Annotated in this window: 21 protein-coding genes; 11 read left to right on the top strand and 10 right to left on the bottom strand. The window is 66.8% G+C overall.

What is annotated here, in order from left to right; genetic code table 11:
- From ACK41U_RS12695 to ACK41U_RS12675, 5 genes are all read right to left on the bottom strand, one after another.
- A partial coding sequence (locus tag ACK41U_RS12695) for a formate--tetrahydrofolate ligase (RefSeq protein WP_409680704.1) occupies nucleotides 1-1,669 on the bottom strand: 1,669 nt, incomplete at its 3' end.
- A gap of 57 nt (nucleotides 1,670-1,726) precedes the next feature.
- Entirely contained in the window at nucleotides 1,727-2,152 is a 426-nt protein-coding gene (locus tag ACK41U_RS12690; protein WP_409680701.1) for a universal stress protein, read from the bottom strand.
- Nucleotides 2,145-4,949 carry a TRAP transporter permease gene (locus ACK41U_RS12685; RefSeq protein ID WP_409680698.1) on the bottom strand — a complete coding sequence of 935 codons (2,805 nt, stop codon included), beginning with the start codon at nucleotides 4,947-4,949 and terminating at the stop codon, nucleotides 2,145-2,147. The genes ACK41U_RS12690 and ACK41U_RS12685 overlap by 8 nt, the downstream gene beginning before the upstream one ends.
- Nucleotides 4,950-5,032: 83 nt before the next feature.
- On the bottom strand, nucleotides 5,033-5,998 hold the full coding sequence (locus ACK41U_RS12680) for a TAXI family TRAP transporter solute-binding subunit (RefSeq protein ID WP_409680695.1): 966 nt from the start codon (nucleotides 5,996-5,998) through the stop codon (nucleotides 5,033-5,035).
- Nucleotides 5,999-6,193: 195 nt separating this feature from the next.
- Nucleotides 6,194-6,841 carry a uracil-DNA glycosylase family protein gene (locus ACK41U_RS12675; protein ID WP_409680692.1) on the bottom strand — a complete coding sequence of 216 codons (648 nt, stop codon included), beginning with the start codon at nucleotides 6,839-6,841 and terminating at the stop codon, nucleotides 6,194-6,196.
- 165 nt (nucleotides 6,842-7,006) lie between these two features.
- On the opposite strand from ACK41U_RS12675, the gene ACK41U_RS12670 reads away from it, so the two are divergent.
- Genes ACK41U_RS12670 through kdsA form a run of 3 tightly spaced genes read left to right on the top strand, consistent with a single transcriptional unit; the run spans nucleotide 7,007 to nucleotide 10,354 of the window.
- Nucleotides 7,007-7,660: an ABC transporter ATP-binding protein gene (locus ACK41U_RS12670; protein ID WP_409680689.1), complete on the top strand. Its 654-nt coding sequence runs from the start codon at nucleotides 7,007-7,009 to the stop codon at nucleotides 7,658-7,660.
- On the top strand, nucleotides 7,644-9,506 hold the full coding sequence (locus ACK41U_RS12665; protein WP_409680686.1) for a capsule biosynthesis protein: 1,863 nt from the start codon (nucleotides 7,644-7,646) through the stop codon (nucleotides 9,504-9,506). Before ACK41U_RS12670 ends, ACK41U_RS12665 begins: the two co-directional genes overlap by 17 nt.
- On the top strand, nucleotides 9,503-10,354 hold the full coding sequence (gene kdsA / locus ACK41U_RS12660; protein WP_409680684.1) for a 3-deoxy-8-phosphooctulonate synthase: 852 nt from the start codon (nucleotides 9,503-9,505) through the stop codon (nucleotides 10,352-10,354). The genes ACK41U_RS12665 and kdsA overlap by 4 nt, the downstream gene beginning before the upstream one ends.
- A gap of 109 nt (nucleotides 10,355-10,463) precedes the next feature.
- Here kdsA and ACK41U_RS12655 read toward each other — a convergent pair whose 3' ends face one another.
- Both ACK41U_RS12655 and ACK41U_RS12650 read right to left on the bottom strand, forming a co-directional pair.
- Entirely contained in the window at nucleotides 10,464-11,198 is a 735-nt protein-coding gene (locus ACK41U_RS12655) for a MipA/OmpV family protein (RefSeq protein ID WP_409680682.1), read from the bottom strand.
- A gap of 158 nt (nucleotides 11,199-11,356) precedes the next feature.
- On the bottom strand, nucleotides 11,357-13,219 hold the full coding sequence (locus tag ACK41U_RS12650) for an ABC-F family ATP-binding cassette domain-containing protein (protein ID WP_409680679.1): 1,863 nt from the start codon (nucleotides 13,217-13,219) through the stop codon (nucleotides 11,357-11,359).
- A gap of 123 nt (nucleotides 13,220-13,342) precedes the next feature.
- Between ACK41U_RS12650 and ACK41U_RS12645 the strand changes: the two genes are divergently transcribed.
- Complete coding sequence (locus ACK41U_RS12645; RefSeq protein ID WP_409680677.1) at nucleotides 13,343-14,575, top strand: GTP-binding protein; 1,233 nt, start codon at nucleotides 13,343-13,345, stop codon at nucleotides 14,573-14,575.
- Nucleotides 14,572-14,865, top strand: a complete 294-nt coding sequence (locus ACK41U_RS12640) for a DUF6525 family protein (protein WP_409680674.1) — start codon at nucleotides 14,572-14,574, stop codon at nucleotides 14,863-14,865. Before ACK41U_RS12645 ends, ACK41U_RS12640 begins: the two co-directional genes overlap by 4 nt.
- Nucleotides 14,866-14,877: 12 nt before the next feature.
- Here ACK41U_RS12640 and ACK41U_RS12635 read toward each other — a convergent pair whose 3' ends face one another.
- Complete coding sequence (locus ACK41U_RS12635; protein ID WP_409680671.1) at nucleotides 14,878-15,243, bottom strand: YigZ family protein; 366 nt, start codon at nucleotides 15,241-15,243, stop codon at nucleotides 14,878-14,880.
- A 72-nt stretch (nucleotides 15,244-15,315) separates the two neighbouring features.
- Nucleotides 15,316-15,741, bottom strand: a complete 426-nt coding sequence (locus tag ACK41U_RS12630) for a Fur family transcriptional regulator (protein WP_409680669.1) — start codon at nucleotides 15,739-15,741, stop codon at nucleotides 15,316-15,318.
- 105 nt (nucleotides 15,742-15,846) lie between these two features.
- On the opposite strand from ACK41U_RS12630, the gene ACK41U_RS12625 reads away from it, so the two are divergent.
- The 5 genes from ACK41U_RS12625 (at nucleotide 15,847) to ACK41U_RS12605 (ending at nucleotide 20,695) form a co-directional block, all read left to right on the top strand.
- The gene (locus ACK41U_RS12625) at nucleotides 15,847-16,737 is read left to right on the top strand and encodes a metal ABC transporter substrate-binding protein (RefSeq protein ID WP_409680713.1); all 891 of its coding nucleotides are present in this window, start codon (nucleotides 15,847-15,849) and stop codon (nucleotides 16,735-16,737) included.
- Complete coding sequence (locus tag ACK41U_RS12620) at nucleotides 16,734-17,588, top strand: manganese/iron ABC transporter ATP-binding protein (protein WP_409680667.1); 855 nt, start codon at nucleotides 16,734-16,736, stop codon at nucleotides 17,586-17,588. Before ACK41U_RS12625 ends, ACK41U_RS12620 begins: the two co-directional genes overlap by 4 nt.
- A gap of 70 nt (nucleotides 17,589-17,658) precedes the next feature.
- Nucleotides 17,659-18,513 (top strand): metal ABC transporter permease, encoded by an 855-nt coding sequence (locus ACK41U_RS12615; protein ID WP_409680665.1) that lies wholly within the window; start codon nucleotides 17,659-17,661, stop codon nucleotides 18,511-18,513.
- On the top strand, nucleotides 18,510-19,331 hold the full coding sequence (locus tag ACK41U_RS12610; RefSeq protein ID WP_409680662.1) for a metal ABC transporter permease: 822 nt from the start codon (nucleotides 18,510-18,512) through the stop codon (nucleotides 19,329-19,331). The genes ACK41U_RS12615 and ACK41U_RS12610 overlap by 4 nt, the downstream gene beginning before the upstream one ends.
- 56 nt (nucleotides 19,332-19,387) lie before the next feature.
- A complete protein-coding gene (locus ACK41U_RS12605) occupies nucleotides 19,388-20,695 on the top strand; it encodes a GH1 family beta-glucosidase (protein ID WP_409680660.1) in 1,308 nt (435 codons plus the stop codon).
- Here the strand turns inward: ACK41U_RS12605 and ACK41U_RS12600 are convergent.
- Nucleotides 20,692-22,308 (bottom strand): GMC family oxidoreductase, encoded by a 1,617-nt coding sequence (locus ACK41U_RS12600; protein WP_409680658.1) that lies wholly within the window; start codon nucleotides 22,306-22,308, stop codon nucleotides 20,692-20,694. The genes ACK41U_RS12605 and ACK41U_RS12600 overlap by 4 nt on opposite strands.
- Nucleotides 22,309-22,453: 145 nt before the next feature.
- Here ACK41U_RS12600 and ACK41U_RS12595 point away from each other — a divergent pair, with 145 nt between their 5' ends.
- Nucleotides 22,454-23,908: a methyl-accepting chemotaxis protein gene (locus ACK41U_RS12595; protein WP_409680656.1), complete on the top strand. Its 1,455-nt coding sequence runs from the start codon at nucleotides 22,454-22,456 to the stop codon at nucleotides 23,906-23,908.
- Nucleotides 23,909-23,992: the final 84 nt, after the last annotated feature.

Genomic DNA, 23,992 nt, shown 5'->3' with positions numbered 1-23,992 from the left:
AGAACAGCCCCTCGACCTGCCCCTGATCGTCCAGCCGGATGGTCTGGGCCGCCGGATGGCGCGGCAGGCCCGGCATGTTCATCACCTGCCCGCAGATCGCCACGACAAAGCCCGCCCCCGCGTTCAGCCGCACCTCGCGCACCGGGATCACATGCCCTTCGGGCGCGCCGCGCAGGTCGGGATCGGTGGAAAAGCTGTATTGCGTCTTGGCGATGCAGACCGGCATGCGGCCATGGCCCGCCGCCTCCCATGCCTCCAGCTGGGCGCGGATGCCGGGCGCGGCCTCGATCCGGGCGGCGCGATAGATGCGGGTGGCCACTGTCTCGATCTTTTGCCACAGGGGCATCTCGTCGGGATAGAGGGTGCGGAAATCGGCCCGCCCGCCCGTCGCCAGATCGTCGACGGCGCGGGCCAGATCCTCGGCCCCCGCGCCCCCCTCGGCCCAGTGACGCGCCAGCACAGCCTGTACACCGTGACCGGCACAATAGGTCGTCAGCGCGGCAATCTCGGCCTCGGTATCGCCTGCGAAATGGTTGACGGCGACGACGACGGGCAGGCCAAAGCTGCGGATATTCTCAAGATGGCGGCCCAGATTGGCGCAGCCGCGCGTGACCGCCGCGACATTCTCGGCGCCCAGATCGGCGCGCGCGACGCCGCCGTTCATCTTCAGCGCCCTGACCGTGGCCACCAGCACCACCGCCGCAGGCGACAGCCCGGCCAGCCGGCATTTGATGTTGAAAAACTTCTCGGCCCCCAGATCGGCGCCGAAACCGGCCTCGGTCACGACATAATCGGACAGGCGCAGGGCGGTGCGGGTGGCGATGACGCTGTTGCAGCCATGGGCGATATTGGCAAAGGGCCCGCCATGGACCAGCGCCGGATTATTCTCCAGCGTCTGAACCAGATTGGGTTGCAGCGCGTCCTTCAGCAGCACGGTCATGGCGCCGTCAGCTTGCAGGTCGCGGGCGGTCACCGGCTGGCGGTCCATGTCCTGCGCCACGACAATGCGGCCAAGCCGCGCGTGCAGATCGTCCAGATCGCGGGCAAGGCACAGGATCGCCATGACCTCGGAGGCGACGGTGATGTCGAACCCGGTCTGGCGGGCAAAGCCGTTGGCCGGACCACCCAGCCCCGCCGCGATGTCGCGCAGCGCCCGGTCGTTCATGTCCATCACCCGCCGCCAGGTGATCCGGCGCGTGTCGATGCGCAGCGCGTTGCCCCAATGAACATGGTTGTCGATCATCGCGGCCAGCAGGTTATGGGCCGAGGTGATGGCGTGGAAATCCCCGGTGAAATGCAGGTTCATCTCTTCCATGGGCACGATCTGGGCATGCCCGCCGCCCGCCGCCCCGCCCTTCATCCCGAAATTCGGGCCAAGGCTGGCCTCGCGGATGCAGATGGTGGCGCGGTGGCCCAATCGGTTCAGCGCATCGCCCAGACCCACGGTGGTTGTGGTCTTGCCCTCGCCCGCAGGCGTCGGATTGATCGCGGTGACAAGGATCAGCCGCCCCTCGGGGCGCCCCTCCAGCCCGGCCACGGCGTCATGGGTGATCTTGGCCTTGTCATGGCCGTAAGGCAGGATCTGTCCGGCGCCCAGACCCAGCCGGGCGGCGATCTCGGCAATGGGGCGCTTTGCGGCCGCGCGGGCGATCTGAAGGTCGGTCTGCATGGCCGTCAGATTGACGAAACCGGCCCGGCTGTCAACGACACACCGGGCCGCCTGCGCCTAACGCACGACCAGAACCGAGACGGGCGAGTGCCGCACCACCGCGTTCACATCGCGGCTGACAAGGATGCTGCGCAGCTCGTCCGGCTTGGGGCTGGCCATCACGATCAGATCGGCGTCGAACTTGCGCGCCGATTTGAGGATGGTTTCGGCCACATGCCCGTGCCCGACATGGATCTGCACCCGGTCATTGCCCGGGATATGCCGGGCGGCGAACCGGTCCAGATCCTCTTTCATCGACTGGAGGATCTTTTTCTCGTAGCCGGTGGGCAGGAAGGTCGCCACCATCGAGCTGCCGAAATCATGCACGATCCCCAGCAGATGGATCACGCCCGCCGTGCCCGCCATCCTGACGGCGGTGGGCAGGGCCTTGTCCCAGCTTTCAGGGTGCTGAAGATCGACGGGCAGCAGAATGTTGTCATGCATGACGTTTCCCCTCTTGCGACAATTCCGGTTCGGGCGCGGGTGCGCGGCGGCGCTGGACCCAGATGACGAAGGCCATCAGCAGGAAGGCCGGGATATAGATCCAGTAGCGCGAGGGCACCGAGGTGGGCGCCTGCACCGACAGGATGGTCTGATCCCAGTCCAGTCCGGCCTGTTGCGCCGGGCTGCCAAAGGCCACGTTGTCGATCATCACCTGATCGCCGCCCTGCGCCAGCTCGATCCCGGCGGCGGTCAGACGATCCTCGCCGGTCTCGCCTGCGGGAACCGGCAGCAGGGCCACGAACTCGACCGGGCTGCCGATGTCGTTCAGCCCCGCGATGCGCAGCCGCAGACCGTCACCCACCTCGCTGTTTTCCAGCGCCTGCACGAATTCTGTGCCGGGGCGCTCGTCAAAGGGCGCGAAGACATAGCTCCAGAAAAAGCCGGGGCGGAAGATGGTGAAGGCGATCAGCAGCAGGGTCGCGCTTTCCCACATGCGGCTGCGCACGAGGAACCAGCCCTGCGACCCGGCGGCAAACAGCAGCATGGCGATGGTCGCGGTGACAAAGACAAAGATGCCCTGCACCCAGCCCACATCTATCAGCAGCAGATCGGTGTTGAAGATGAACAGAAAGGGCAGCGCGGCAGTGCGCAGGCTGTAGAAGAACGCGACGACCCCGGTGCGGATCGGATCGCCCCCCGACACGGCCGCGGCGGCGAACGAGGCCAGACCGACAGGCGGCGTCACATCGGCCATGATGCCGAAGTAGAACACGAACAGATGCACCGCGATCAGCGGCACGATCAGCCCGTTCTGCTGCCCCAGCGTCACGATGACCGGCGCCAGCAACGCCGAGACGACGATATAGTTCGCCGTGGTCGGCAGCCCCATCCCCAGGATCAGCGACAGCACCGCCGTCAGCAGCAGGATCAGCATCAGATTGCCGCCCGACAACAGCTCGACCACATCGGCCAGCGCCGAGCCGACGCCGGTCTGGCTGACCACACCCACGATGACGCCTGCGGTCGCCGTGGCGATGCCGATGCCGATCATGTTGCGCGCGCCCGCGATCAGCCCGTCGACCAGATCGTTGATGCCGGTGCGCACCGCGCCAAGCGCCCCCGATTGCCCGCGCAGCAGCGCCATCAGCGGGCGCTGCGTCAGCAGGATAAAGATCATGTAGGCCGTCGCCCAGAAGGCCGACAGGCCCGGCGACAGACGGTCCACCATCAGCGCCCAGACCAGCACCACGACCGGCAGGATATAGTGCAGCCCCGACCGCACCGTCGGGCCCGGCAGCGGCAGGGCGGTGATCGGCGCATTGGGATCTTCCAGCACCAGCGGCTCTTCGCGCGAGGCGACCCACATCAGCCCGACATAGGCCGCCGTCAGCATGCCGAACACGACATAGCCCGCATTGTCGCCAAAGGTCGGGCGGATCCAGCCCATCGTGTAATAGACCACCATCGACAGCGCGCAGATGCCCGCGATGATGAAGGCCGCGACCATCAGGCGGCGCAGGATCGGCGGCGGCGTATAGGCGCGCGGCAGGCCCTTCATCCCGGCCTTCATCGCCTCCAGATGGACGATATAGACCAGCGCGATATAGCTGATCGTGGCGGGCAGGAAGGCGTGCTTGACCACGTCGAAATAGGGGATGCCCACATATTCGACCATCAGGAAGGCCGCGGCCCCCATGACGGGCGGCATGATCTGGCCGTTGACCGAGGATGCAACCTCGACCGCGCCGGCCTTTTCAGCCGAAAAGCCCACGCGTTTCATCAGCGGAATGGTGAAGGTGCCGGTGGTGACCACATTGGCGATGGACGAGCCCGAGATCAGGCCGGTCATGGCCGAACTGACCACCGCCGCCTTGGCCGGACCGCCGCGCAGATGGCCCATCAGCGAGAACGCCACCTGAATGAAGTAATTGCCCGCCCCTGCCCGGTCCAGCAGCGCGCCGAACAGCACGAACAGGAACACGAAGCTGGTCGAGACGCCAAGCGCGATGCCGAACACGCCCTCGGTCGTGACCCATTGGTGGTTGGCGACCTCGGACAGCGAATTGCCGCGATGCGCGATGATCGAGGGCATATGCGGCCCAAGGAAGGTATAGACCAGAAACACCGTCGCCACGATCATCAGCGCCGGGCCAAGGCTGCGGCGCGCGGCCTCCAGCAGCAGCATCAGGCCTATCACGGCCACGATCAGATCGGTCTGGATCGGCGCGCCGACGCGGCGGCCCAGCTCGTCACTGTAGACAAAGACGTAAAGTGCCGCGCCGACCCCGCACAGGGCCAGCGCCCATTCCCAGAGGGGCACGTAGCTTTTGGGACTGCCCAGCAGGATCGCCCCGATCACCGCCGCGCCGATCAGCGCGATCAGCCAGACGGGAAAGCTGGCAGGGGCGCCATAGATGAACAGGCCCGACAGGACCAGCGGCACAAGAATGCCAAGACCAAGCTGCACCGGCGAGCGTTCCGCCGGATAGGCCATGAAGGCCAGGAACAACGCAAAGGCCAGGTGCACAGCGCGCGCATCGGTGGCGCTGATGATGCCGAAATTCAGCATGAACGGCACCGGCGAGGCGATCCACAGCTGGAACAGCGACCAGCACAGCGCCACGCCAAGGATCAGCTTGCCGACAAATCCCGGCGGGGTCCGCGCGCCCGTGTCGGACGAGGCGACCAGCTCGTCCAGCTCGGCCTGTGACAGCTCGCCGCGGCCTGCCGCTGCCATCTCGACCGCACCTGCCTGTTGCTGGCGGGTCGTTTTGTCATTCCTGTCCGTCTCATTCATCACGGCACCCCTGCGACGCATCTTGTTATGATTGCTTCATGATGAAAGGGCGGCCCCCAGGGGCCGCCCGATCCAGTCCCGGATCACTCGATCCAGCCACGCTCGCGGTAGTAGCGGGCCGCGCCGTCATGCAGCGGCGCGCTGAGACCGTCCGACACCATCGCCTCGGGCTCCAGCGATGCGAAGGCCGGGTGCAGGCCCTTGAAGCGGTCGAAATTGTCGAACACGGTCCTGACCACCTGATAGACCGTCTCTTCGGGGACATCGGCCGAGGTCACGAAGGTCGCCAGCACACCGAAGGTCTCGGTGTCCTCATCGTTGCCCGCATACATGCCGCCGGGGATCGTGACCTTGGCGTAATAGGGGTTCTCGCTGACCAGCGCATCAATCGCCTCGCCCGCCACCGTCACAAGGCGCGCCGCCACGGTCGAGGTCGCCTCCTGGATCGAGCCGTTGGGATGGCCGACGGTGTAGCTGATCGCATCCACCTGATTGTCGCCCAGAGCTGCCGACTGCTCTGCCGGGCGCAGTTCGGAGGCCAGCGCGAAATCGGACATGCTCATGCCCATGGCCTCCAGCACGATCTCGAATGTCCCGCGCGAGCCCGATCCGGGGTTGCCCACATTCACGCGCTTGCCGGTCAGATCCTCGAAATTGGTGATGTCGCTGTCGGCGCGGGCCACGACGGTGAACGGTTCGGGATGCACGCCAAAGACGGCGCGCAGTTCCGGGAAGGCATCGCCCTCATAGTCCGAGCTGCCGTTATAGGCGTGGAACTGCCAGTCGGATTGCGCCACGCCCATGGTCATGTCGCCCGCCTTGATGGCGTTGATATTGGCGATCGAACCGCCGGTCGACGGCGCGGTGCAGCGCAGCCCGTGATCGGCGGTCTCGCGGTTGACCAGACGGCAGATCGACTGGCCCACGACATAGTAGACGCCGGTCTGCCCGCCGGTGCCGATGGTGATGAACTGCTCTTGCTGCGCCAGCGCGGGGCCGGCGGCCAGCGCGAAGGCGCTGCTCAGAAGGACGGATTTCATATAGCTCATTCGGCTTCTCCCATGTTCTTTTGCATCATGCGCGTCTTGGCCCTGCGCGGCAGCCAGCCAGAGGCGGCCACCCCGCAGAGGCCCTGCGTCAACCCGGAGCGTTCCGTGATGTGGACGGTCCCGTCAGGTCAATCCCGGAATTCTAGACGCGGTTCGGTATGTTAACCATCCCCAGCGCAGATTTTTTGCCTGCGGTTAAGGATCTGCCCGATTCCCGTCCTCGTCGCCCGCCATCGCCGCGCGCACGGCGCGGCGCAGATCGGGCAGCAAGTCGGCCTGAAACCAGGGATTGCGCGCCAGCCACGCGGTGTTGCGCCAGCTGGGATGGGGCAGCGGAAACACTGCGGGCGCATGGTCGCGCCACCGGGCCACCGCCGGGGTCATCTGCCGCGCGCCCAGATGCCAGCGGATCGCATGGCCGCCCACCAGCAGCGTCAGGCGGGGACGCAGTTGCGCCATCACCTGATCGCGCCATGTCTGCGCGCAGAGGGGCGGGGGCGGCAGGTCGGCGCCCTTCGCATCATAGCCCGGAAAGCAGAACGCCATCGGCACGATCGCCACCCGGTCCAGATCGTAGAACGACCCCGCATCCAGCCCGGTCCACTGCCGCAGCCGGTCGCCCGAACGGTCGGTAAAGGGCCGCCCGCTGTCATGGACCCGCGCCCCCGGCGCCTGCCCGACGATCAGCAGCCGCGCACCGGGCCGGAACCAGACCACCGGGCGCGGCATGTGGCGGCTGGCCGTCGCCGCGAAACGGTCGCGGCACAGACGGCAGGCGCGGATCCGGCAGGCCAGCGGAGCCTCGGCGGACAGGGGCAGGATCGCATGAGGCATGTCGGGCATTTAGGTTGCCTTTGCATGAAATAAAGGTCGCCTGATGACGGTTTGTCAGGCAGCATCGGCCATGCTGGACAGGCTGCTGACCGGGGCCTATGGTCCGGCGAATGCCGCCGAGGTTTCCGGCAAGGCATGCGTCGTGCGTAAATTGTAATTGGTAAAGCCACCCAAATGCTTGAATTCGATAGTGTGTCCAAGTCGTTCTGGACCGGGAAGCAGCACAAGATCATCCTTGATCAGGCGTCTTTCCGGGTCAATCTGGGGAATTCCCTGGGCATTCTTGCGCCCAACGGCACCGGCAAGACGACGTTGATCAACATGATGTGCGGACTGGAAAAACCCGACGAGGGACGGATCCGCCGCGACTGCCACATCTCGTTTCCTCTGGGCTTCATGGGTGGCGTCATCGGCCGCCATTCCGGCAATGAAAACGCCCGCTACATCGCGCGCATCTACGGGCTGGATCCCGATTACGTGTCGGCCTTTACCCGCTGGCTGACCGATATCGAGGAATATTTCGACATGCCCGTGGGCACCTATTCCAGCGGCATGCGCGCGCGGTACAATTTTGCGCTGCTGCTGGCGCTGGATTTCGACATCTACCTGATCGACGAAGGCATGCCGCATACGACCGATGCCGAATTCAACCGCAAGGCGGGGCGTGTCCTGTTTGACCGGCTCAAGCGGGCGACGACGGTGATCGTGTCGCACCAGCCCTCGACGATCGAGAAATTCTGCGACAGCGCCGCCGTCCTGCGTGACGGCAAACTCTATGTATTCGAGACCCTTGACGAGGCGAAACAATATTATGACTACACCTCCTAAGGCTCGGCGCTATCACGCGTCTGTCTCGGATTCCGTGACGCCGGGCGCCGCTCTGGAAACCGCAGCCGCCTCGCAGCGCACCGTTTCCGGGGCCGTCCGGGTCGAGGTCAGGCGCAAGACGCCCGCAGAGGGGACGCCCGCAGAGGGGATCACGCCCGGCACCACGACCGCCAACACCGGCCAGGGCAGCCGCCCGGCCACCGCCGATGAGATGATTGCCCGGCTGACGGCGACCGAACCTGCCGATGACGGTTTCGGCGGTCTGGGCCCCAAGGCCGCCGGGCCGCACGATACCCCGCCCGCATCGCCCGACGGGTCCCCCGCAGCCGAGGATGATCTGGAGGAAAAGCTGGCCGCGATCCGCGCCGAAAACCTGTCCGAGCGGCAGTTGCGGATCGCCCGGCGCATTGCCGGGCTGCATCAGATCCCTGTCAGCTCTGACGAAGAGGCCATTCTGCGGCTGCGCGAACGCGGCATCGACCCCTCGCATCGCGGCAGTCTGGGCAAGATCCTGACCGGGGATCGCGGCGCGAAGGCGCCACCTGTCACCGGGCCGGCAAATCCGGGTGCCGCAAAGCCGGGTGGGGCGAAATCGCTTGTGCCGGTGCCCAAGGGCATGCCGAACGCTCTTGTCCCGCAACCCGAGGGGGGCGGGCTGACGATGCCGCTTCCGTCGCGCGAGGATCTGACCGAGGAACGCCGCGCCGCCGAGATCTATCGCATCCAGCATGATCTTGCCCGGCGACGGCGCAAACGGATCATCCTGCTGGCCGCGCGGCTTCTGATCCTGGTGTTTCTGCCGACGGCGGTGGTCAGCTGGTACTACACAAAGATTGCCAGCCCGCTCTATGCCACCATCTCGCAGTTCCAGATCCAGAGCGCGGATGGCGCCGCAGGCGGTGGGCTGGGCGGGCTGCTGAGCGGGTCGGGACTGGCGGCAAACACCGATTCCGTGGGCGTGCAGAGCTATCTGACCTCGCGCGAGGCGATGATGCGGCTGGACGCGGATCTGGGCTTTACCCGCGCCTATCAGGACCCGGCGATGGACCCGGTCCGCCGCCTGCCCCCCGACGCCACGAACGAGGCCGCCTACCGGGTGTTCAGCAACTCGGTCAAGATCGGCTATGACCCGACCGAGGGCGTGCTGAACATGGAGGTGATCGCCCCCGATCCGGTGCTGAGCCAGCAGTTCTCACTGGCGCTGATTTCCTACGCGGAAGAGCATGTCGACCGCTTCACCGCCCGCCTGCGCGCCGATCAGATGCAGGGCGCCATCGACAGCTATCAGGATGCCGAGGCCAAGATGCTGGCCGCCCAGCAGCGCGTGCAGACGCTGCAGGTCCAGCTGGGCGTGCTGGACCCGGTGGCCGAGGGGTCGGTCGTCATGGGGCAGGTCTCGAATCTGGAAGGGCAGCTGACGGCCAAGCAGCTTGAGCTGGGACAGATCCTGACCAATCCCAGCCCGGTGCAAAGCCGTGTCGACGCCCTGCGTGGCGACATCGAACGGCTTGAAAATCAGATCGTACTGACCCGCCTGCAGCTGACCGAAGGCAATGAGACGCGCCGCTCGCTGGCCGCCATCTCGGGCGAATTGCGCGTGGCCGAGGCCGATATGGCGACCCGGCAGGAATTGCTTGCCGCCGCCGCCGCCCAGATGGAAACCGCCCGGATCGAGGCGAACAAGCAGGTCCGCTATCTGTCGCTGTCGGTGGCGCCGGTGGCACCGGACGAGGCGACCTATCCCAAGGCGTTCCAGAATTCGCTGGTGGCGCTTCTGATCTTTATGGGGCTATATCTGATGCTCTCGCTGACCGCGTCCATCCTTCGCGAACAGGTTTCGACATGACAACGCACCGCCATATCCCCATCGGCGCCCTGACCTGCGGCAATGATCTGCCGCTGGTCGTGATCGCCGGCCCCTGCCAGCTGGAAAGCCGCGACCACGCGCTGATGATCGCCGAGGCGATGGCAGCGGCCTGCGCCGCGTCCGGGGCGGGGTTCGTGTTCAAGGCCAGCTATGACAAGGCCAACCGCACCTCGCTGTCGGGGCGGCGGGGGCTGGGCATCGACGAGGGGCTGGCCGTTCTGGCAGATGTCCGCGAGGCGATCGGCTGTCCCGTGCTGACCGATGTGCATGATGCCGGGCAGGCCATCCGGGCCGCCGAGGTCGTGGACATCATCCAGATCCCCGCCTTCCTGTGCCGCCAGACCGACCTGCTGCTGGCCGCAGGGCGCACCGGCGCGGTGGTGAACATCAAGAAGGGTCAGTTTCTGGCGCCCTGGGACATGCCCAATGTCGCCGACAAGGTCGCCTCGACCGGCAACGAGAATATCCTGCTGACCGAACGGGGCTCCAGCTTTGGCTACAACACGCTGGTGGCGGACATGCGGTCGCTGCCGACCATGGCGCGGACCGGCTATCCGGTGATCATGGACGCCACCCATTCGGTGCAGCAGCCCGGCGGTCAGGGCGGCAGTTCGGGCGGGCAGCGCGAATTCGCGCCGGTCATGGCGCGGGCCGCAGTGGCGCTTGGCGTGGCTGGCGTGTTCATCGAGACGCATGAGGACCCCGACAGCGCCCCCTCGGACGGTCCGAACATGATCCCGCTGGATCAGATGCCCGCGCTGATCGCCTCGCTCATGCGGTTCGACGCATTGGCCAAGGCCGAGCCGATGGCTGCCGCCCAGGGCTGAACCGGCGCGGCGGGCTGATCGGGGTTTGGCTGATCGACCAGTGACCCCGACGCGCAGGCGCGCGCGGGGTGTCCGGATCAGAAAACGGCTGCCTCAGAAAGCGTCGGGCTCAGAAGCCGAAGGAGAACCGGCGCACCACGCCGAGGCGCAGCGAGGGCTGGTACTTTTCCTGCACCACGGGCGAATCTGCGGCATCGCCGATCAGGCGGCCATAGCGGACCTCGCCCAGCAGCGCGGTGCTTTCGGTCAGCGCATAGCGTGCCTCGAAGCTGATCGCCGCCTCGTTAAAGCCGGTGCCGGGGGCATAGGCCGCAAGCCCGCTGGCCGCGCTTTCATCCTCGGTCACGCCGAAATAGGTGTCGTTGAAACGCCCGTTGCCATAGACGGCCTGCACGCCCGACCACAGGGTCAGTTCGGGCGACAGTTCGGTGCGGTATTTCGCGCCCACGGCCCCCGTCACGCCCTCATGCCCGCCAAAGCCGCGCCGGACGGTCGCATAGGTGCTGACCGGACCCATGCCATAGCCGATCCGGGCGCCGATCTCGAAGGCGCGGTCGATCTCGTCCAGCCCGGCCAGCGCATCGCCGTCACTGCTGTCGCGCTTGCCCTTCAGGCCAAGGGACGGGCTGACCGAAAACCCCTGACCGTCCGCCGCCGCGCCATTGCGCAGGATGAACCACGGCGAGACCTTGCCATCATCCGCGCCCGGATATTCCGGCCCGGCAATCGCGCCCAGCCCCAGATCCAGTGTCGCATTCCGGCCCATCATCTGGGCGTGCAGCGGCGTTGCGGCAAGGGTCAGTGCGGTGGTCAGGCCAGCGGCCAGCGCGAAAGCAGGGGTCATGAGGTGATTCCCGGTCTTGAGGGGCGTGTCTGTTCCGCAGATATGCCGCAGGGGGGGGCGGAGGCAATCGGCCACAGGTCATGTGCGGTTTTTTTCCGCCCGACTGTGGCCCAGAGCTTCTGCGGCCCAGACCATATGCGGTTCAGACCTTATGCGGTTCAGACCTTCTCGGCGCGGTCCAGTTTTTCCAGCGCGGCCATCCACAGCTCTTCTGCAAAGGCCAGCGCCTTCACGGCCTCGGCCCGCTTCTTGCCCCATTTCTCGGCCTCGTAAGGGTCGTTATACAATCCGGGATCGGCCAGTTTGACATCCAGCTTGCCCATCATCTCGGTCAGCTTCTGCACGCGTTCCTCGGCCTTGCGCGCCTCGGAGCGCAGCGCCAGAACGGCATCGCGCGAGGGGCGTTTGGGCGCCGCCGGTTTCGCCGCAGCCTCGGGCTTGTCGGCTTTTTCGGCAGGCGCATCGCCCGACAGCAGAAAGCGGCGGTAATCGTCCAGATCGCCCTCATAGGGGGCCACCGCGCCATCCTTGACCAGCCACAGCCGGTCGGCCACCAGCCCCAGCAGGTGCATGTCGTGGCTGACCAGCACCACGGCGCCGGTATAATCGTTCAGCGCCTCGGACAAGGCCTCGCGGGATTCGATGTCGAGGTGGTTGGTCGGCTCGTCCAGAATCAGCAGATGCGGCGCGTCGATGGTCGCCAGCAACAGCGAAAGCCGCGCCTTCTGCCCCCCCGAAAGCGCGCGGACCCTGGTTTCGGCCTGCGCCTCCATCAGACCAAAGCCCGCCAGCCGCGCGCGCTGTTTGGCCTGTCCCTCATTGGGGCGCACCGACCGGATATGGTCCAGCGGCGTCTCGTCCAGCGACAGCTCATCGACCTGATGCTGGGCGAAATACCCGACCCGCAGCTTGGTCGACTGGGTGATCTTGCCCGCCATGGGCGACAACCGGTCGGCCAGCAGTTTGGACAGGGTCGATTTACCCTGCCCGTTGCGGCCCAGCAGGGCAATGCGGTCGTCCTGATCAATCCGCAGGCCAAGATGCGACAGCACAGGCCCCTTGTCATAGCCCACGGCCACCTGTTCCATCGCCACAATCGGGGGCGACAATTCCTCGGGCTGGGGAAAGCTGAATCGGAACAGCCTGGCCTCTTCGGGGGCGACAATCGGCACCATCTTGGCCAGCATCTTCACGCGCGCCTGCGCCTGCCGGGCCTTGGTCGCCTTGGCACCGAAGCGGTCCACGAAACTTTGCAGATGGGCGCGTTTTTCGGACTGCTTCTTGGCCTCGGCGGCCAGCAGCGCGCGCTTTTCGGCGCGGATGCGGGTAAAGCTGTCATAGCCGCCGGTATACAGCGTCAGCTTCTGGTTTTCGACATGCAGGATGTGACCCACGGCGCGGTTCAGCAGGTCGCGGTCGTGGCTGATGATGATGACGGTGTGGGGATAGCGGGCCAGATAGGTCTCCAGCCACAGGGCACCCTCAAGGTCCAGATAGTTGGTCGGCTCGTCCAGCAGCAGCAGGTCGGGCTGCGCAAACAGCACCCCCGCCAGCGCCACGCGCATCCGCCAGCCACCCGAGAAATCGCTTGTCGGGCGCTGTTGGTCGTTGGTGTCAAAGCCCAGTCCGTCAAGGATCGTGGCCGCGCGGGCCTCGGCGGACCATGCGTCGATATCGGTCAGGCGGGTCTGGATTTCCGCGATGCGGTGGGGGTCAGTGGCGGTGTTCGCCTCGGTCATCAGCTCGTTGCGCTCGGTATCGGCGTCCAGCACCGTGTCCAGAACCGAGCGATTGGTCGAGGCCGATTCCTGCGCCACACCGCCGATGCGGGCGCGGGTCGGCAGGGTGATCGCGCCGCCGTCCAGCCCCAGCTCGCCCCGGATCAGCTTGAACAGCGTGGTCTTGCCCGCGCCATTGGGGCCGACGAGGCCCACCTTGTGACCTTCGGGAACGGAAGCCGAGGCGCCGGTGAACAGCGGGCGGCCCTGAATGGAATACGAGATGTCGTCAATATGCAGCATGCGCGCGGCATGGCCCATCGGGGCCGGGGCGTCAATGGGGTCTGCAACCGGGCGGGCCACAACCGGCTTGCCACTAGATATGTTATACTATAACTTTTACTTGTCCCACTGATGAGGCCCGCCATGACCCAAGACCCCCGCCTTCCCGTCACCGTGCTGTCCGGCTTTCTCGGCGCGGGCAAGACGACGCTGCTGAACAATGTGCTGAACAACCGCGAGGGGCTGCGCGTCGCCGTCATCGTCAACGACATGTCCGAGGTGAATATCGACGCCGATCTGGTGCATTCCGGCCTGAACGGAACCGAAGGCGGCGTGACCCGGACCGAGGAAACGCTGGTCGAGATGTCGAATGGCTGCATCTGCTGCACCCTGCGCGAGGATCTGCTGGCCGAGGTGCGCGCGCTGGCACAGGCGGGGCGCTTTGACTATCTGCTGATCGAATCGACCGGGGTGTCCGAACCCCTGCCCATCGCCACCACCTTTGAATTCGAGGATGAGACCGGCGCCAGCCTGTCCGATGTGGCGCGGCTGGACACGATGGTCACGGTGGTCGATGCGGTGAACCTGACGCAGGACTTTTCCAGCCATGACTTTCTGGCCGACCGGGGCGAGGTCATGGGCGACGAGGACAACCGCACGCTGGTCGACCTGCTGACCGACCAGATCGAGTTCGCCGATGTGATCGTGCTGAACAAATGCGCCGATGCGGGGCCCGAACGCGTCGATGCCGCGCTGAAAATCATCCGCGCGCTGAACGCCGATGCCCATATCATCCGGACCGACCACAGCCGCGTGGCGCCGCGCGACATCCTGAACACGGGCCGCTTCGATTTCGACCGCGCCCATACCCATCCGATGTGGGCCAGGGAACTCTACGGCTTTGCCGACCACATCCCCGAGACCGAGGAATACGGCGTCACCTCTTTCGTCTATCGCGCCCGCCACCCCTTTGATCCGCGCAAGATCCACGAGCTGCTGAACGGCCCGCTGCCCGGCGTGATCCGCGCCAAGGGCCATTTCTGGGTCGCGACCCGGCCCGACTGGGTGGCCGAGTTTTCGCTGGCGGGGGCGCTGTCCAGCGTCCGGCCTCTGGGGCAATGGTGGGCTGCTGTCCCGCGCGACCGCTGGCCCACCCATCCGCAGGGGCGCGCCTATCTGGACAGCCACTGGGCCGAACCATTTGGCGACCGCCGGCAGGAGCTGGTGCTGATCGGCGCCGGGATGGACGAGGACCGGCTGCGCGCCCGCCTTGACGCCTGCCTGCTGGGCGAGGAATGGGGCGAAGATCCCCGCCAATGGGCGCATCTGCCCGACCCCTTCCCCCGCTGGCAGCGCGCGACCGAGGCCGCCGCATGACCCCGGACGCGGCGCGCATGGTCCCGCGCTGCGGCAATCTGGGCCGGACAGCGCAGCGCCTGCGCCGTCGCAGGCGCGACCCGATGGCCGCGTTCGACGCCCTGCCCGCGCCGCTGCGCCACTGGCTCGCCCATGCGGCGCTGCCCTGGTCGCCCGCCTCCTGCCTCAGGCTGTGGCAGCGGGGGGCGGCCCGTGGTCTGGATGTGCCGCAAAGACTGGCCGCCCTCGACCGCGCCGAGGCCCGCGCACTGGCCCGCGAGGCCATACCGGCCCCCTCCCGCGCCGCCTGACCCCAACCGGCCTCAACCCGCCTCGCCCAACCCCGTCTCACGCAGATAATGGCGCACCGCGTCGGCCACATGGCGAAAGCGGTCGCCCCCCAGATGCTTGCCCCCATACCAGCGCGTGACGATGACCACATGGTCCTGAAGCCCCGCCCGCTCCAGCATCTGCAGGATCAGCAGGCCCGCGCCCCCCTCGCCGTCATCATCCTTGACCGGCTCGCCCGACAGGATCGCGGCCCAGCTGTGATGTGTGGCCGCCCGGAACCGCTTGCCGCGCTTCAGCTCAGCCAGCATCGCCGCGACCCCGGCCCGGCTCGCCACAGCCCCGCCCGACACCGCATAGCGTGACCCCCGATCCGAGATGATCCTGTCGAAAACCTGCACCTGTCACCTTTGCCTTGGCCAAAATATCCCGGGGGGAGACGCCGCAGGCGTCGGGGGGCAGCGCCCCCCCCCTTAAACCCTCTGGCGCCGCCGGACATACAGCTCCAGCCGGTGATGGACGATCTCATAGCCCATCTCGGCGGCAATCTCGGCCTGCAACCGCTCGATCCGGTCGCTGGTGAACTCCATCACCTCGCCGCTGTCGACGTCGATCATATGGTCGTGATGGGCGTCATCGGCGGCCTCCCACCGCGCGGGCTCGCCCTGAAATTCCAGCTTCTCGATCACGCCCTGCCCGCGCAGGGTCGTCAGCGTGCGATAGACCGTGGCCAGCGACACACCCGCCCCCGCCGCCACCGCGCGCATGTGCAGCTCGGCCGCGTCGGGATGATCCGAGGCCGCCGCAATCACCCGCAGCAGCGCCGCACGCTGCCGCGTCACCCGCACCCCCGCGGCCCGCAAGGCCGTTTCCAGCCGATCTGCACGTTCATCCGTCATCGCCGCAATCTGCCGCAATCCCGCACCAGTTGCAACTGGTTCTCAACTCTTGACAGTTGCGAACGATTCGCAGATGTAGGGCGCAAAGGAGATCCCATGTCCCGCATGCTCACCGCCCTTCTTGCGCTTTTGCCGCTGTCGGCGCAGGCCCTCCTGCCCCTGTCGGCCCAGGCCGATCAGATCAAGGTCGCCACCAGCTTCACCGTGCTGGCCGACATGGCCCGCAACGTCGCGGGCGATCTGGCCGAGGTGCAGTCGATCACCCGCCCCGGCGCCGAGATCCACGGCTATCAGCCCACGCCCCGCGATGTGCTGGGGGTGCAGGACGCCGATCTGATCCTCGTCAACGGCATGAACCTGGAAGGCTGGATCGAGCCGTTTCTGGCCCGGCTGGGCGATGTGCCCATTGCCACCCTGACCGAAGGCGTGACGCCGATCGCGATCGCGGGTGGCGGCTATGACGGCCAGCCCAACCCGCATGCCTGGATGGCGCTGGACAGCGCGCAGGTCTATGTCGACAACATCGCCGAGGCCCTCGCCGGCGTCGATCCCGACAATGCCGCGACCTATGCCGCCAATGCCCAAGCGTATATGTCCCGGCTTGAGGCCGCCATCGCGCCCCTGCGCGACGCCGCCCGCGCCCTGCCCGGGGACCGCCGCTATCTGGTCACCTCCGAGGGCGCGTTTTCCTATCTCGCCCGCGATTTCGGCCTAACCGAGATGTATCTCTGGCCGATCAATGCCGAGGGTGAGGGCACGCCCCAGCAGGTCCGCCGCCTGATCGACCTGATGGGCGAAACCGGCGCGCCGGTGATCTTTTCCGAAAGCACTGTCTCGGACCGCCCGGCCCGCAGCGTCGCGGCGGAAACCGGTGCGCGCTATGGCGGCGTCCTCTATGTCGACAGCCTGTCCGAGCCGGATGGCCCGGTGCCGACCTATCTGGACCTGCTGCGCGTCACGGCAGACACCATCGTCACCGAGCTGTCCGCCCCATGACCGGCACCCCAGGCATCGAGGTCAGCCACCTGACCGTCGCCTATCGCAGCGGCGTCACCGCACTCAGCGATGCCAGCCTGACCGTGCCCACCGGCTCGGTCACGGCGCTTGTCGGCGTGAACGGTGCGGGCAAATCGACGCTGTTCAAGGCGCTGATGGGTCTGTTGCCGCATGGCAAGGGCTGCGTGCGCATTCTGGGCCTGCCGGTCGCGCAGGCGCTGAAACGCAACCTGGTGGCCTATGTGCCGCAGGCCGAAGAGGTCGACTGGACCTTTCCGGTACTGGTCGAGGATGTGGTGATGATGGGCCGCTACGGCCAGATGGGCCTGATGCGCAGCCCCCGCGCCGCCGACCGCGCCGCCGTCACCGAGGCACTGGCCCGCGTGGGCATCGAGCCGATGCGCCACCGCCAGATCGGCGAGCTGTCCGGCGGCCAGAAAAAGCGCGTCTTTCTGGCCCGCGCACTGGCGCAAGAGGCCCGCGTGATCCTGCTGGACGAGCCCTTCACCGGCGTCGATGTCGAGACCGAGCGCCGCATCATCGACCTGCTGGGCGCGATGCGCGACGAAGGCCGGGTGATGCTGGTCTCGACCCATGATCTGGGCGCGGTGCCGGAATATTGCGACCGGGTGGTGATGGTGAAGGGGACCGTGCTGGCCTCGGGGCCGACCGCCACGACCTTCACGCCCGAGAACCTGCGGCTGGCTTTTGGCGGCACGCTGCGCCATTTCGTTCTGGGCGGCGCCGATCTGCATGACGATGCAGACAGGCGGGCGCTGGACGTGTTCACCGATGATGAACGCCCGCTGATCCTCTATGATGATCGCCCCCAGACGCGGGGCAAAACATGAACCTGATTAATGTACGCACATATGCCGCCCATTGGCGCGCCTGCGAACCTGCCGACAGCGGGGCCCGGTGATGGACGCGCTGCTGGCCCCCTTTGCCTATGACTACATGACGACCGCGATCTGGGTTTCGGCGCTGGTGGGCGGGTCCTGCGCCTTCCTGTCGGCCTATCTGATGCTGAAAGGCTGGAGCCTGATCGGCGACGCGCTGTCGCATTCCATCGTGCCGGGCGTGGCGGGCGCCTATATGCTGGGCTTGCCCTTTGCGCTTGGCGCCTTTCTGTCGGGCGGGCTGGCGGCGCTGACCATGATGTTTCTCAACAACCGCACCGGGCTGAAACAGGACGCGATCATCGGGCTGATCTTTACCGGGTTTTTCGGCATCGGGCTGTTCATGGTCTCGCTCAATCCGATGGCGGTGAACATTCAGGCGATCACGCTTGGCAATATTCTGGCCATCGCGCCCGAGGATCTGCGCCAGTTGCTGATCATCAGCGGGGTCACGCTGGCCGTGCTGGTGGTGATCTGGCGCGACCTGCTGGTGGTGTTCTTCGATGAAAGCCATGCCCGCACGGTCGGGCTGCGGCCGGGACTGCTGAAGGTGATCTTTTTCACGCTGCTGGCGGGCTCGACGGTCGCGGCGATGCAGACGGTGGGGGCGTTTCTGGTGATCGCGCTTGTGATCACACCCGGCGCCACCGCCTATCTGCTGACCGACCGCTTTTCGCGGCTGATCATCCTGTCGGTGACCATCGGCGCCTCGACCTCGGCGATCGGCGCCTATGGCAGCTTTTTCCTCGACGGGGCGACGGGGGGGATCATCGTGCTGCTGCAGACGGGGCTGTTCCTGATCGCGCTGGTGCTGGCGCCCAAACACGGGCTGATCGCCAGCCGCCGCCGCGCCCGCCAAGGGATACCCGCACCATGATCGAGACCCTGTATCTGCCGTTTTCCTTTCCGGTCATGCGCGAGGCGGCGCTGATCGCGGTGATCGTGGCGGTGCCTGCCGCGCTGCTCAGTTGTTTTCTGGTGCTGAAGGGCTGGGCGCTGATCGGCGACGGGATCAGCCATGCGGTGCTGCCCGGCATCGTGCTGGCCCATCTGGCGGGGCTGCCGCTGCTGATCGGCGCCTTCGGGGCGGGGATGGTCTGCGCGCTGTCGGCGGGCTGGCTGGACGCCAACAGCCGCATCAAGCCCGACACGGCGCTTGGCGTGGTCATGGCGGGGATGTTCGCGCTGGGGCTGGTGCTGATCCTGGCCTTTCCGGGGCAATTGCACCTGAGCCATCTGCTGTTCGGCAATATTCTGGGCATCACGCCCGCCGATTTCGCGCAAAGCCTGCCCATCGCCGCCGTGGTGGCCGTGATTCTGGTGGTGAAATGGCGCGATTTCGCGCTGATGGCCTTTGATCCGGTGCAGGCGCGGGCGGCGGGGCTGGCCACGGGCTGGCTGCATTACGGGATGCTGGCGATGATCTCGGCCATGGTGGTGGCGATGCTGTCGGCGGTGGGGATCATTCTGGCCGTGGGTCTGCTGATCGCACCGGGTGCCATCGCCTTTCTGCTGGTGCGCCGCCTGTCGCAGATGCTGGTCCTGTCGGCCCTGATCGCGGGCGGTGCCAGTCTGGCGGGGGTCTGGGCCAGCTTCTGGCTGGACAGCGCGCCCGCCCCCACGATCATCGTGATCCTGACCGGCGTCTTCGTGCTGGCCTTCATGTGGCGACAAATCGCGGCCGCACGCGTCTGACCCCTTTCGCGACCCGTTCCGAACTGGCACTGTCAGCGCAAACAGAAAGGGTTCCCATGCTGCCGCCGCGCTCTGATTTCCCCGCCGATTTCGTCTTTGGCGCCGCCACCTCGGCCTATCAGATCGAGGGGACGGCGGGCGCGGGGCTGAACCACTGGGACACATTCGCGGCCACCCCCGGCAATATCACCGATGGCAGCGACGGCAGCCGCGCCTGCGATCACCTGAACCGCTGGCCCGAGGATCTGGACCTGATCCGCGATGCGGGCTTTGACGCCTATCGCTTCTCGACCGCATGGGCACGGGTGATGCCCGATGGTGTGACCGTGAACGCCGAGGGGCTGGATTTCTACGACCGTCTTGTCGATGGCATGCTGGAACGCGGGCTCAAGCCCTTTCTGACCTGCCATCACTGGGATCTGCCGGTCGATCTGGCCGCAAAGGGCGGCTGGCAGAACCGCGACATCGCCGCCCGCTTTGCCGATATGTGCGTGACGGTGCATGCCCGGCTTGGCGACCGCGTGGCCAGCACCGCCACCCTGAACGAGCCGTGGTGCATCGCCTGGCTGTCGCATTTTCTGGGCCATCACGCCCCCGGCCTGCGCGACATCCGCGCCGCCGCGCGCGCCATGCACCATGTGCTGCTGGCCCATGGCACCGCCATCCACGCCCTGCGCGCCGAAGGCGCGACCGATCTGGGCATCGTGCTGAATTTCGAGACCGCGCATCCCGCCGATGACACCCCCGAGGCCGCCCGCACCGCCGAGGTGCAGGACGCCATCTATAACCAGTGGTTCATCCGCGCGATCATGGGACAGGGCTATCCCGAGGCCGCGCTGGCGGCGCTGGAGCCGCATCTTCCGCAGGGCTGGCAGGCCGACATGGCCCTGATCGCGCAGCCGCTGGACTGGCTGGGGGTGAATTACTACACGCGCAGGCTGTACACCCATGCCCCCGGCCTGTGGCCCAATGCCGCCGAGGCGCCCGGCCCGCTGGCCAAGACCCAGATGGGCTGGGAAATCCGCCCCGAGGGCCTGTCGGAATTCCTGACCCGTCTGGCCCGCGACCACACCGGCAACCTGCCGCTTTATGTGACAGAGAACGGCATGGCGCAAGAGGCGGGCGCCGACATCACCGACGATGCCCGCCGCGTCGGCTTTATCGGCGATCACCTGCGCGCAGCCCGCGCGGCACTGGCGCAAGGCGTTGATCTTCGGGGCTTCTTTTACTGGTCGCTGCTGGACAATTACGAATGGGGCTTTGGCTATGGCCCCCGCTTTGGCCTTGTCCATGTCGATTATCAGACGATGACCCGCACCCCCAAGCAAAGCTGGCACGCCTTCCGCCAGATGCTGACCGCCTAGCGCGCGCCTTCGCGGGCAGCCGTCAGAATCATCTCGCTGGCCTTCTCGGCGATCATGGTGGCGGGTGCATGGGTATTGCCCGACACGATCGACGGCATGATCCCGGCATCCGCCACCCGCAAGCCCTCGATCCCGTGCACCCGCAGCGCCGGGTCCACGACCGCCATCGGGTCGCAGCCCATCTTCGTGGTGCCGACCGGGTGAAAGATCGTGGTGCCGACATCGCCCGCCGCCCGCAACAGATCACCGTCGCTGACCAGTTCCGCGCCCGGCTTGACCTCGACCGGCGCGAATTCCGCCAGCCGCTGCGTCGCCATCAGCCGCCGGGCATGGCGCAGGCTGTCGATGGCCACCTGCCGGTCGCCCCCGGTCGACAGATAGCGCGGCGCAATGGCCGGGGCGGCGTACGGATCGGGCGCCGTGATATGGCACGACCCCCGGCTTTCTGGGCGCAGATTGCAGACCGACACGGTCAGCCCCGGAAAATCGTCCAGCGGCTTGCCGAACGCCTCCAGCGACAGGGGCTGGACGTGGTATTCGATATTGGCCGTCGCAAAGGCGTCGGATGATTTCGCGAAAATCCCCAGCTGGCTGGGCGCCATCGCCATCGGCCCGGTGCGGCGCCAAGCATATTCCAGCGCGATCCCCGCCTTGCCCCAGATCGAGCGCGCCCGGTCATTCAGCGTCCGCGCACCCTTGATGCGGAACACCGTGCGCAACTGCAGATGATCCTGCAAATTCTCACCCACGCCGGGCAGATCATGGACCGGCGCGATGCCCAGTGCGGTCAGCCGCGCCGCCTGCCCGATGCCCGACAGCTCCAGCAGCGCGGGCGAGTTGATCGCGCCCGCCGCAAGGATCACCTCACCCCGCGCCCGCACGCGACGGATCATCCCGTGTTGCGCGACCAGCAGCCCGGTCACGCGCCGCCCCTCGAAGGTCAGGCGCGTGACCTGCGCGCCGGTCTCGATCCGCAGGTTCGGGCGGCCCCGCGCCGGGTCCAGAAATGCCTTGCGCGCATTCCAGCGGATGCCCTTGCGCTGTGTGACCGGGAAATAACCGACGCCCTCATTGTCGCCACAGTTGAAATCGGGGCACCAGGGCAGCCCCATCTCCTGCGCCGCCTCGGCCACGGCATCAAGGATCGGCCAGCGCAGCCGTTGCTGCTCGACCCGCAATTCGCCCTGATCGCCATGCAGGTCGCAGGCGGGTTCATAGTGGCGTTCGCTGCGCCGGAACAGCGGCAGCACATCGTCCCAGCCCCAGCCCGGATTGCCCGCCTGCCGCCAGCGGTCATAGTCGGCGGCCTGTCCGCGCATATAGATCATGCCGTTGATCGACGAACAGCCGCCCAGCACCCGCCCGCGCGGATAGTTCAGGCGCCGGCCGTTCAGCCCCGGCTCGGGTTCCGTCCGGTAACACCAGTCCAGCGCCGGATTGCCCATCGCATAGAGGTATCCCACCGGCACATGCACCCACAGCCGGTTGTCATGGCCCCCCGCCTCCAGCAGCAGCACCCGGTTCCCTGGGTCCGCCGACAGCCGGTTGGCCAGCACGCAGCCCGCAGATCCTGCGCCCACGACGACAAAGTCATACTCCCCCAGATCCTGCATCGCGCCCCCTCTGCCGGTCAGGCTAATGCGCCGGTCGCGCAGCGGCAAGATCGCGGCGACAGGTGAAAAAATCCGGCGGCGTTCAGCATTGCTTAATTCCTGCCCGGTAATCTCCAGCTGTGATTCCAGAGGGAAAGGCCACGCCGTGACGCATACAGACCCGAACGCCCCGATGGACCTGCAGGCACGGCTGGATTTTCTTGATCTGGGCGCGGATGATCAGGCCCGGCTGCGGGGGATCGCGGATCAGGTGGCGGCCAGTATCGGACCCGCCCTTGCCAGATTCTACGACAAACTCGCGCAGACCGAGGAACTGTCCCGCCATTTCCGCGATGACAGCCACCGCGACCACGCCCGCGACCAGCAACAGGATCACTGGCACCGGATCGTGGCGGCGGATTTTGCGCAGGATTACGCGATAGCGGTGCGCCGGATCGGCGAGGTGCATGCCCGGATCGGACTGGAACCGCGGTGGTATATCGGCGGCTATGGGCTGGTGCTGGATCACCTCATCCGTGATCTTGTCAGAGGCCGCCGCACATGGACGTCAGGCGGGCGCGACGGGCTGGCCCGCGATCTGTCGGCCCTGATCCGCGCCGCGCTGCTGGATATCGAAATGTCGGTCTCGACCTATCTCGACCAGATCGACCACCGCCGCGCCACCGCAGAAGACGAACAGCACCGCGCCTTCGCCGAGATTTCAGACGCGCTTGGCCGCTTGTCACGCGGCGATCTGGATGCCCGCATCAGCGGCCCGCTGTCCGAGCGGACAGGCTTCAACCAGACGCTGGAAGAGCTGGCGGCGGTCATCAGTTCGGTGCGCCGCGCGGCGCAGGACATCGGCACCGCCACAACCGAAATTTCGGCGGCCTCCGACGACCTGTCGCGACGCACCGAGCAGCAGGCGGCCAGCCTCGAACAGACCGCCGCCGCGCTGAGCGAAATGAATGGCGCAATCCAGACATCCGCCCGTCGCAGCCGCGACGCCGAGACGATGGTGGCGCGCGCACGCGAGGCGGCGGTACGCGGCAGCCAGATCATGGACCAGACCCGCGACGCCATGTCCTCGGTCTCGTCCAGCGCAGGCGAGATGGGCCAGATCATCAACGTCATCAGCGAGATTGCGTTTCAGACCAGCCTGCTGGCCCTGAATGCCGGGGTCGAGGCGGCGCGGGCGGGTGATGCAGGACGCGGCTTTGCCGTGGTGGCCGCCGAGGTGCGCGCGCTGGCCAAGCGCTCGTCCGAGGCGGTGCGGACCATCCAGTCGCTGATCGACCGCAGCGTCGAACAGACCGGCCATGGTGTCGAGCTGGTCGGCGCGACGCACACCGCCCTGGCCGAGATCGTGTCGGTCTTTGCCGATATCGAGGCGACGGTCACCGAGATGTCAGGCACGGCCCAGAACCAGGCCATCAGCATTTCCGAGATCAACAGTGCAGTCAGCCATCTCGATCAGGTGACCCAGCAGAATGCCGCGATGGTCGAAGAGGCGACCGCGACCAGCAGCCTGCTGCGCGCCGAGGCCGATGCGTTGACTCACCTTGTCAGTCGCTTCAGTGGCGAGCCCGGCGACCTGCCCGGTCTTCGCAAGACCGGATAGCGTCCGCCTGCGGATCTGTGCCGCGGCAGATGAACAGACGCGATCCCCGTGGCGCGCAAGCCCCCGCGACGCTCTGCCCCCCAT

The organism is Paracoccus sp. (in: a-proteobacteria), assembly GCF_046289755.1.
Classification (GTDB): domain Bacteria; phylum Pseudomonadota; class Alphaproteobacteria; order Rhodobacterales; family Rhodobacteraceae; genus Paracoccus.
This window is presented reverse-complemented; position numbering and strand designations above follow the sequence as displayed.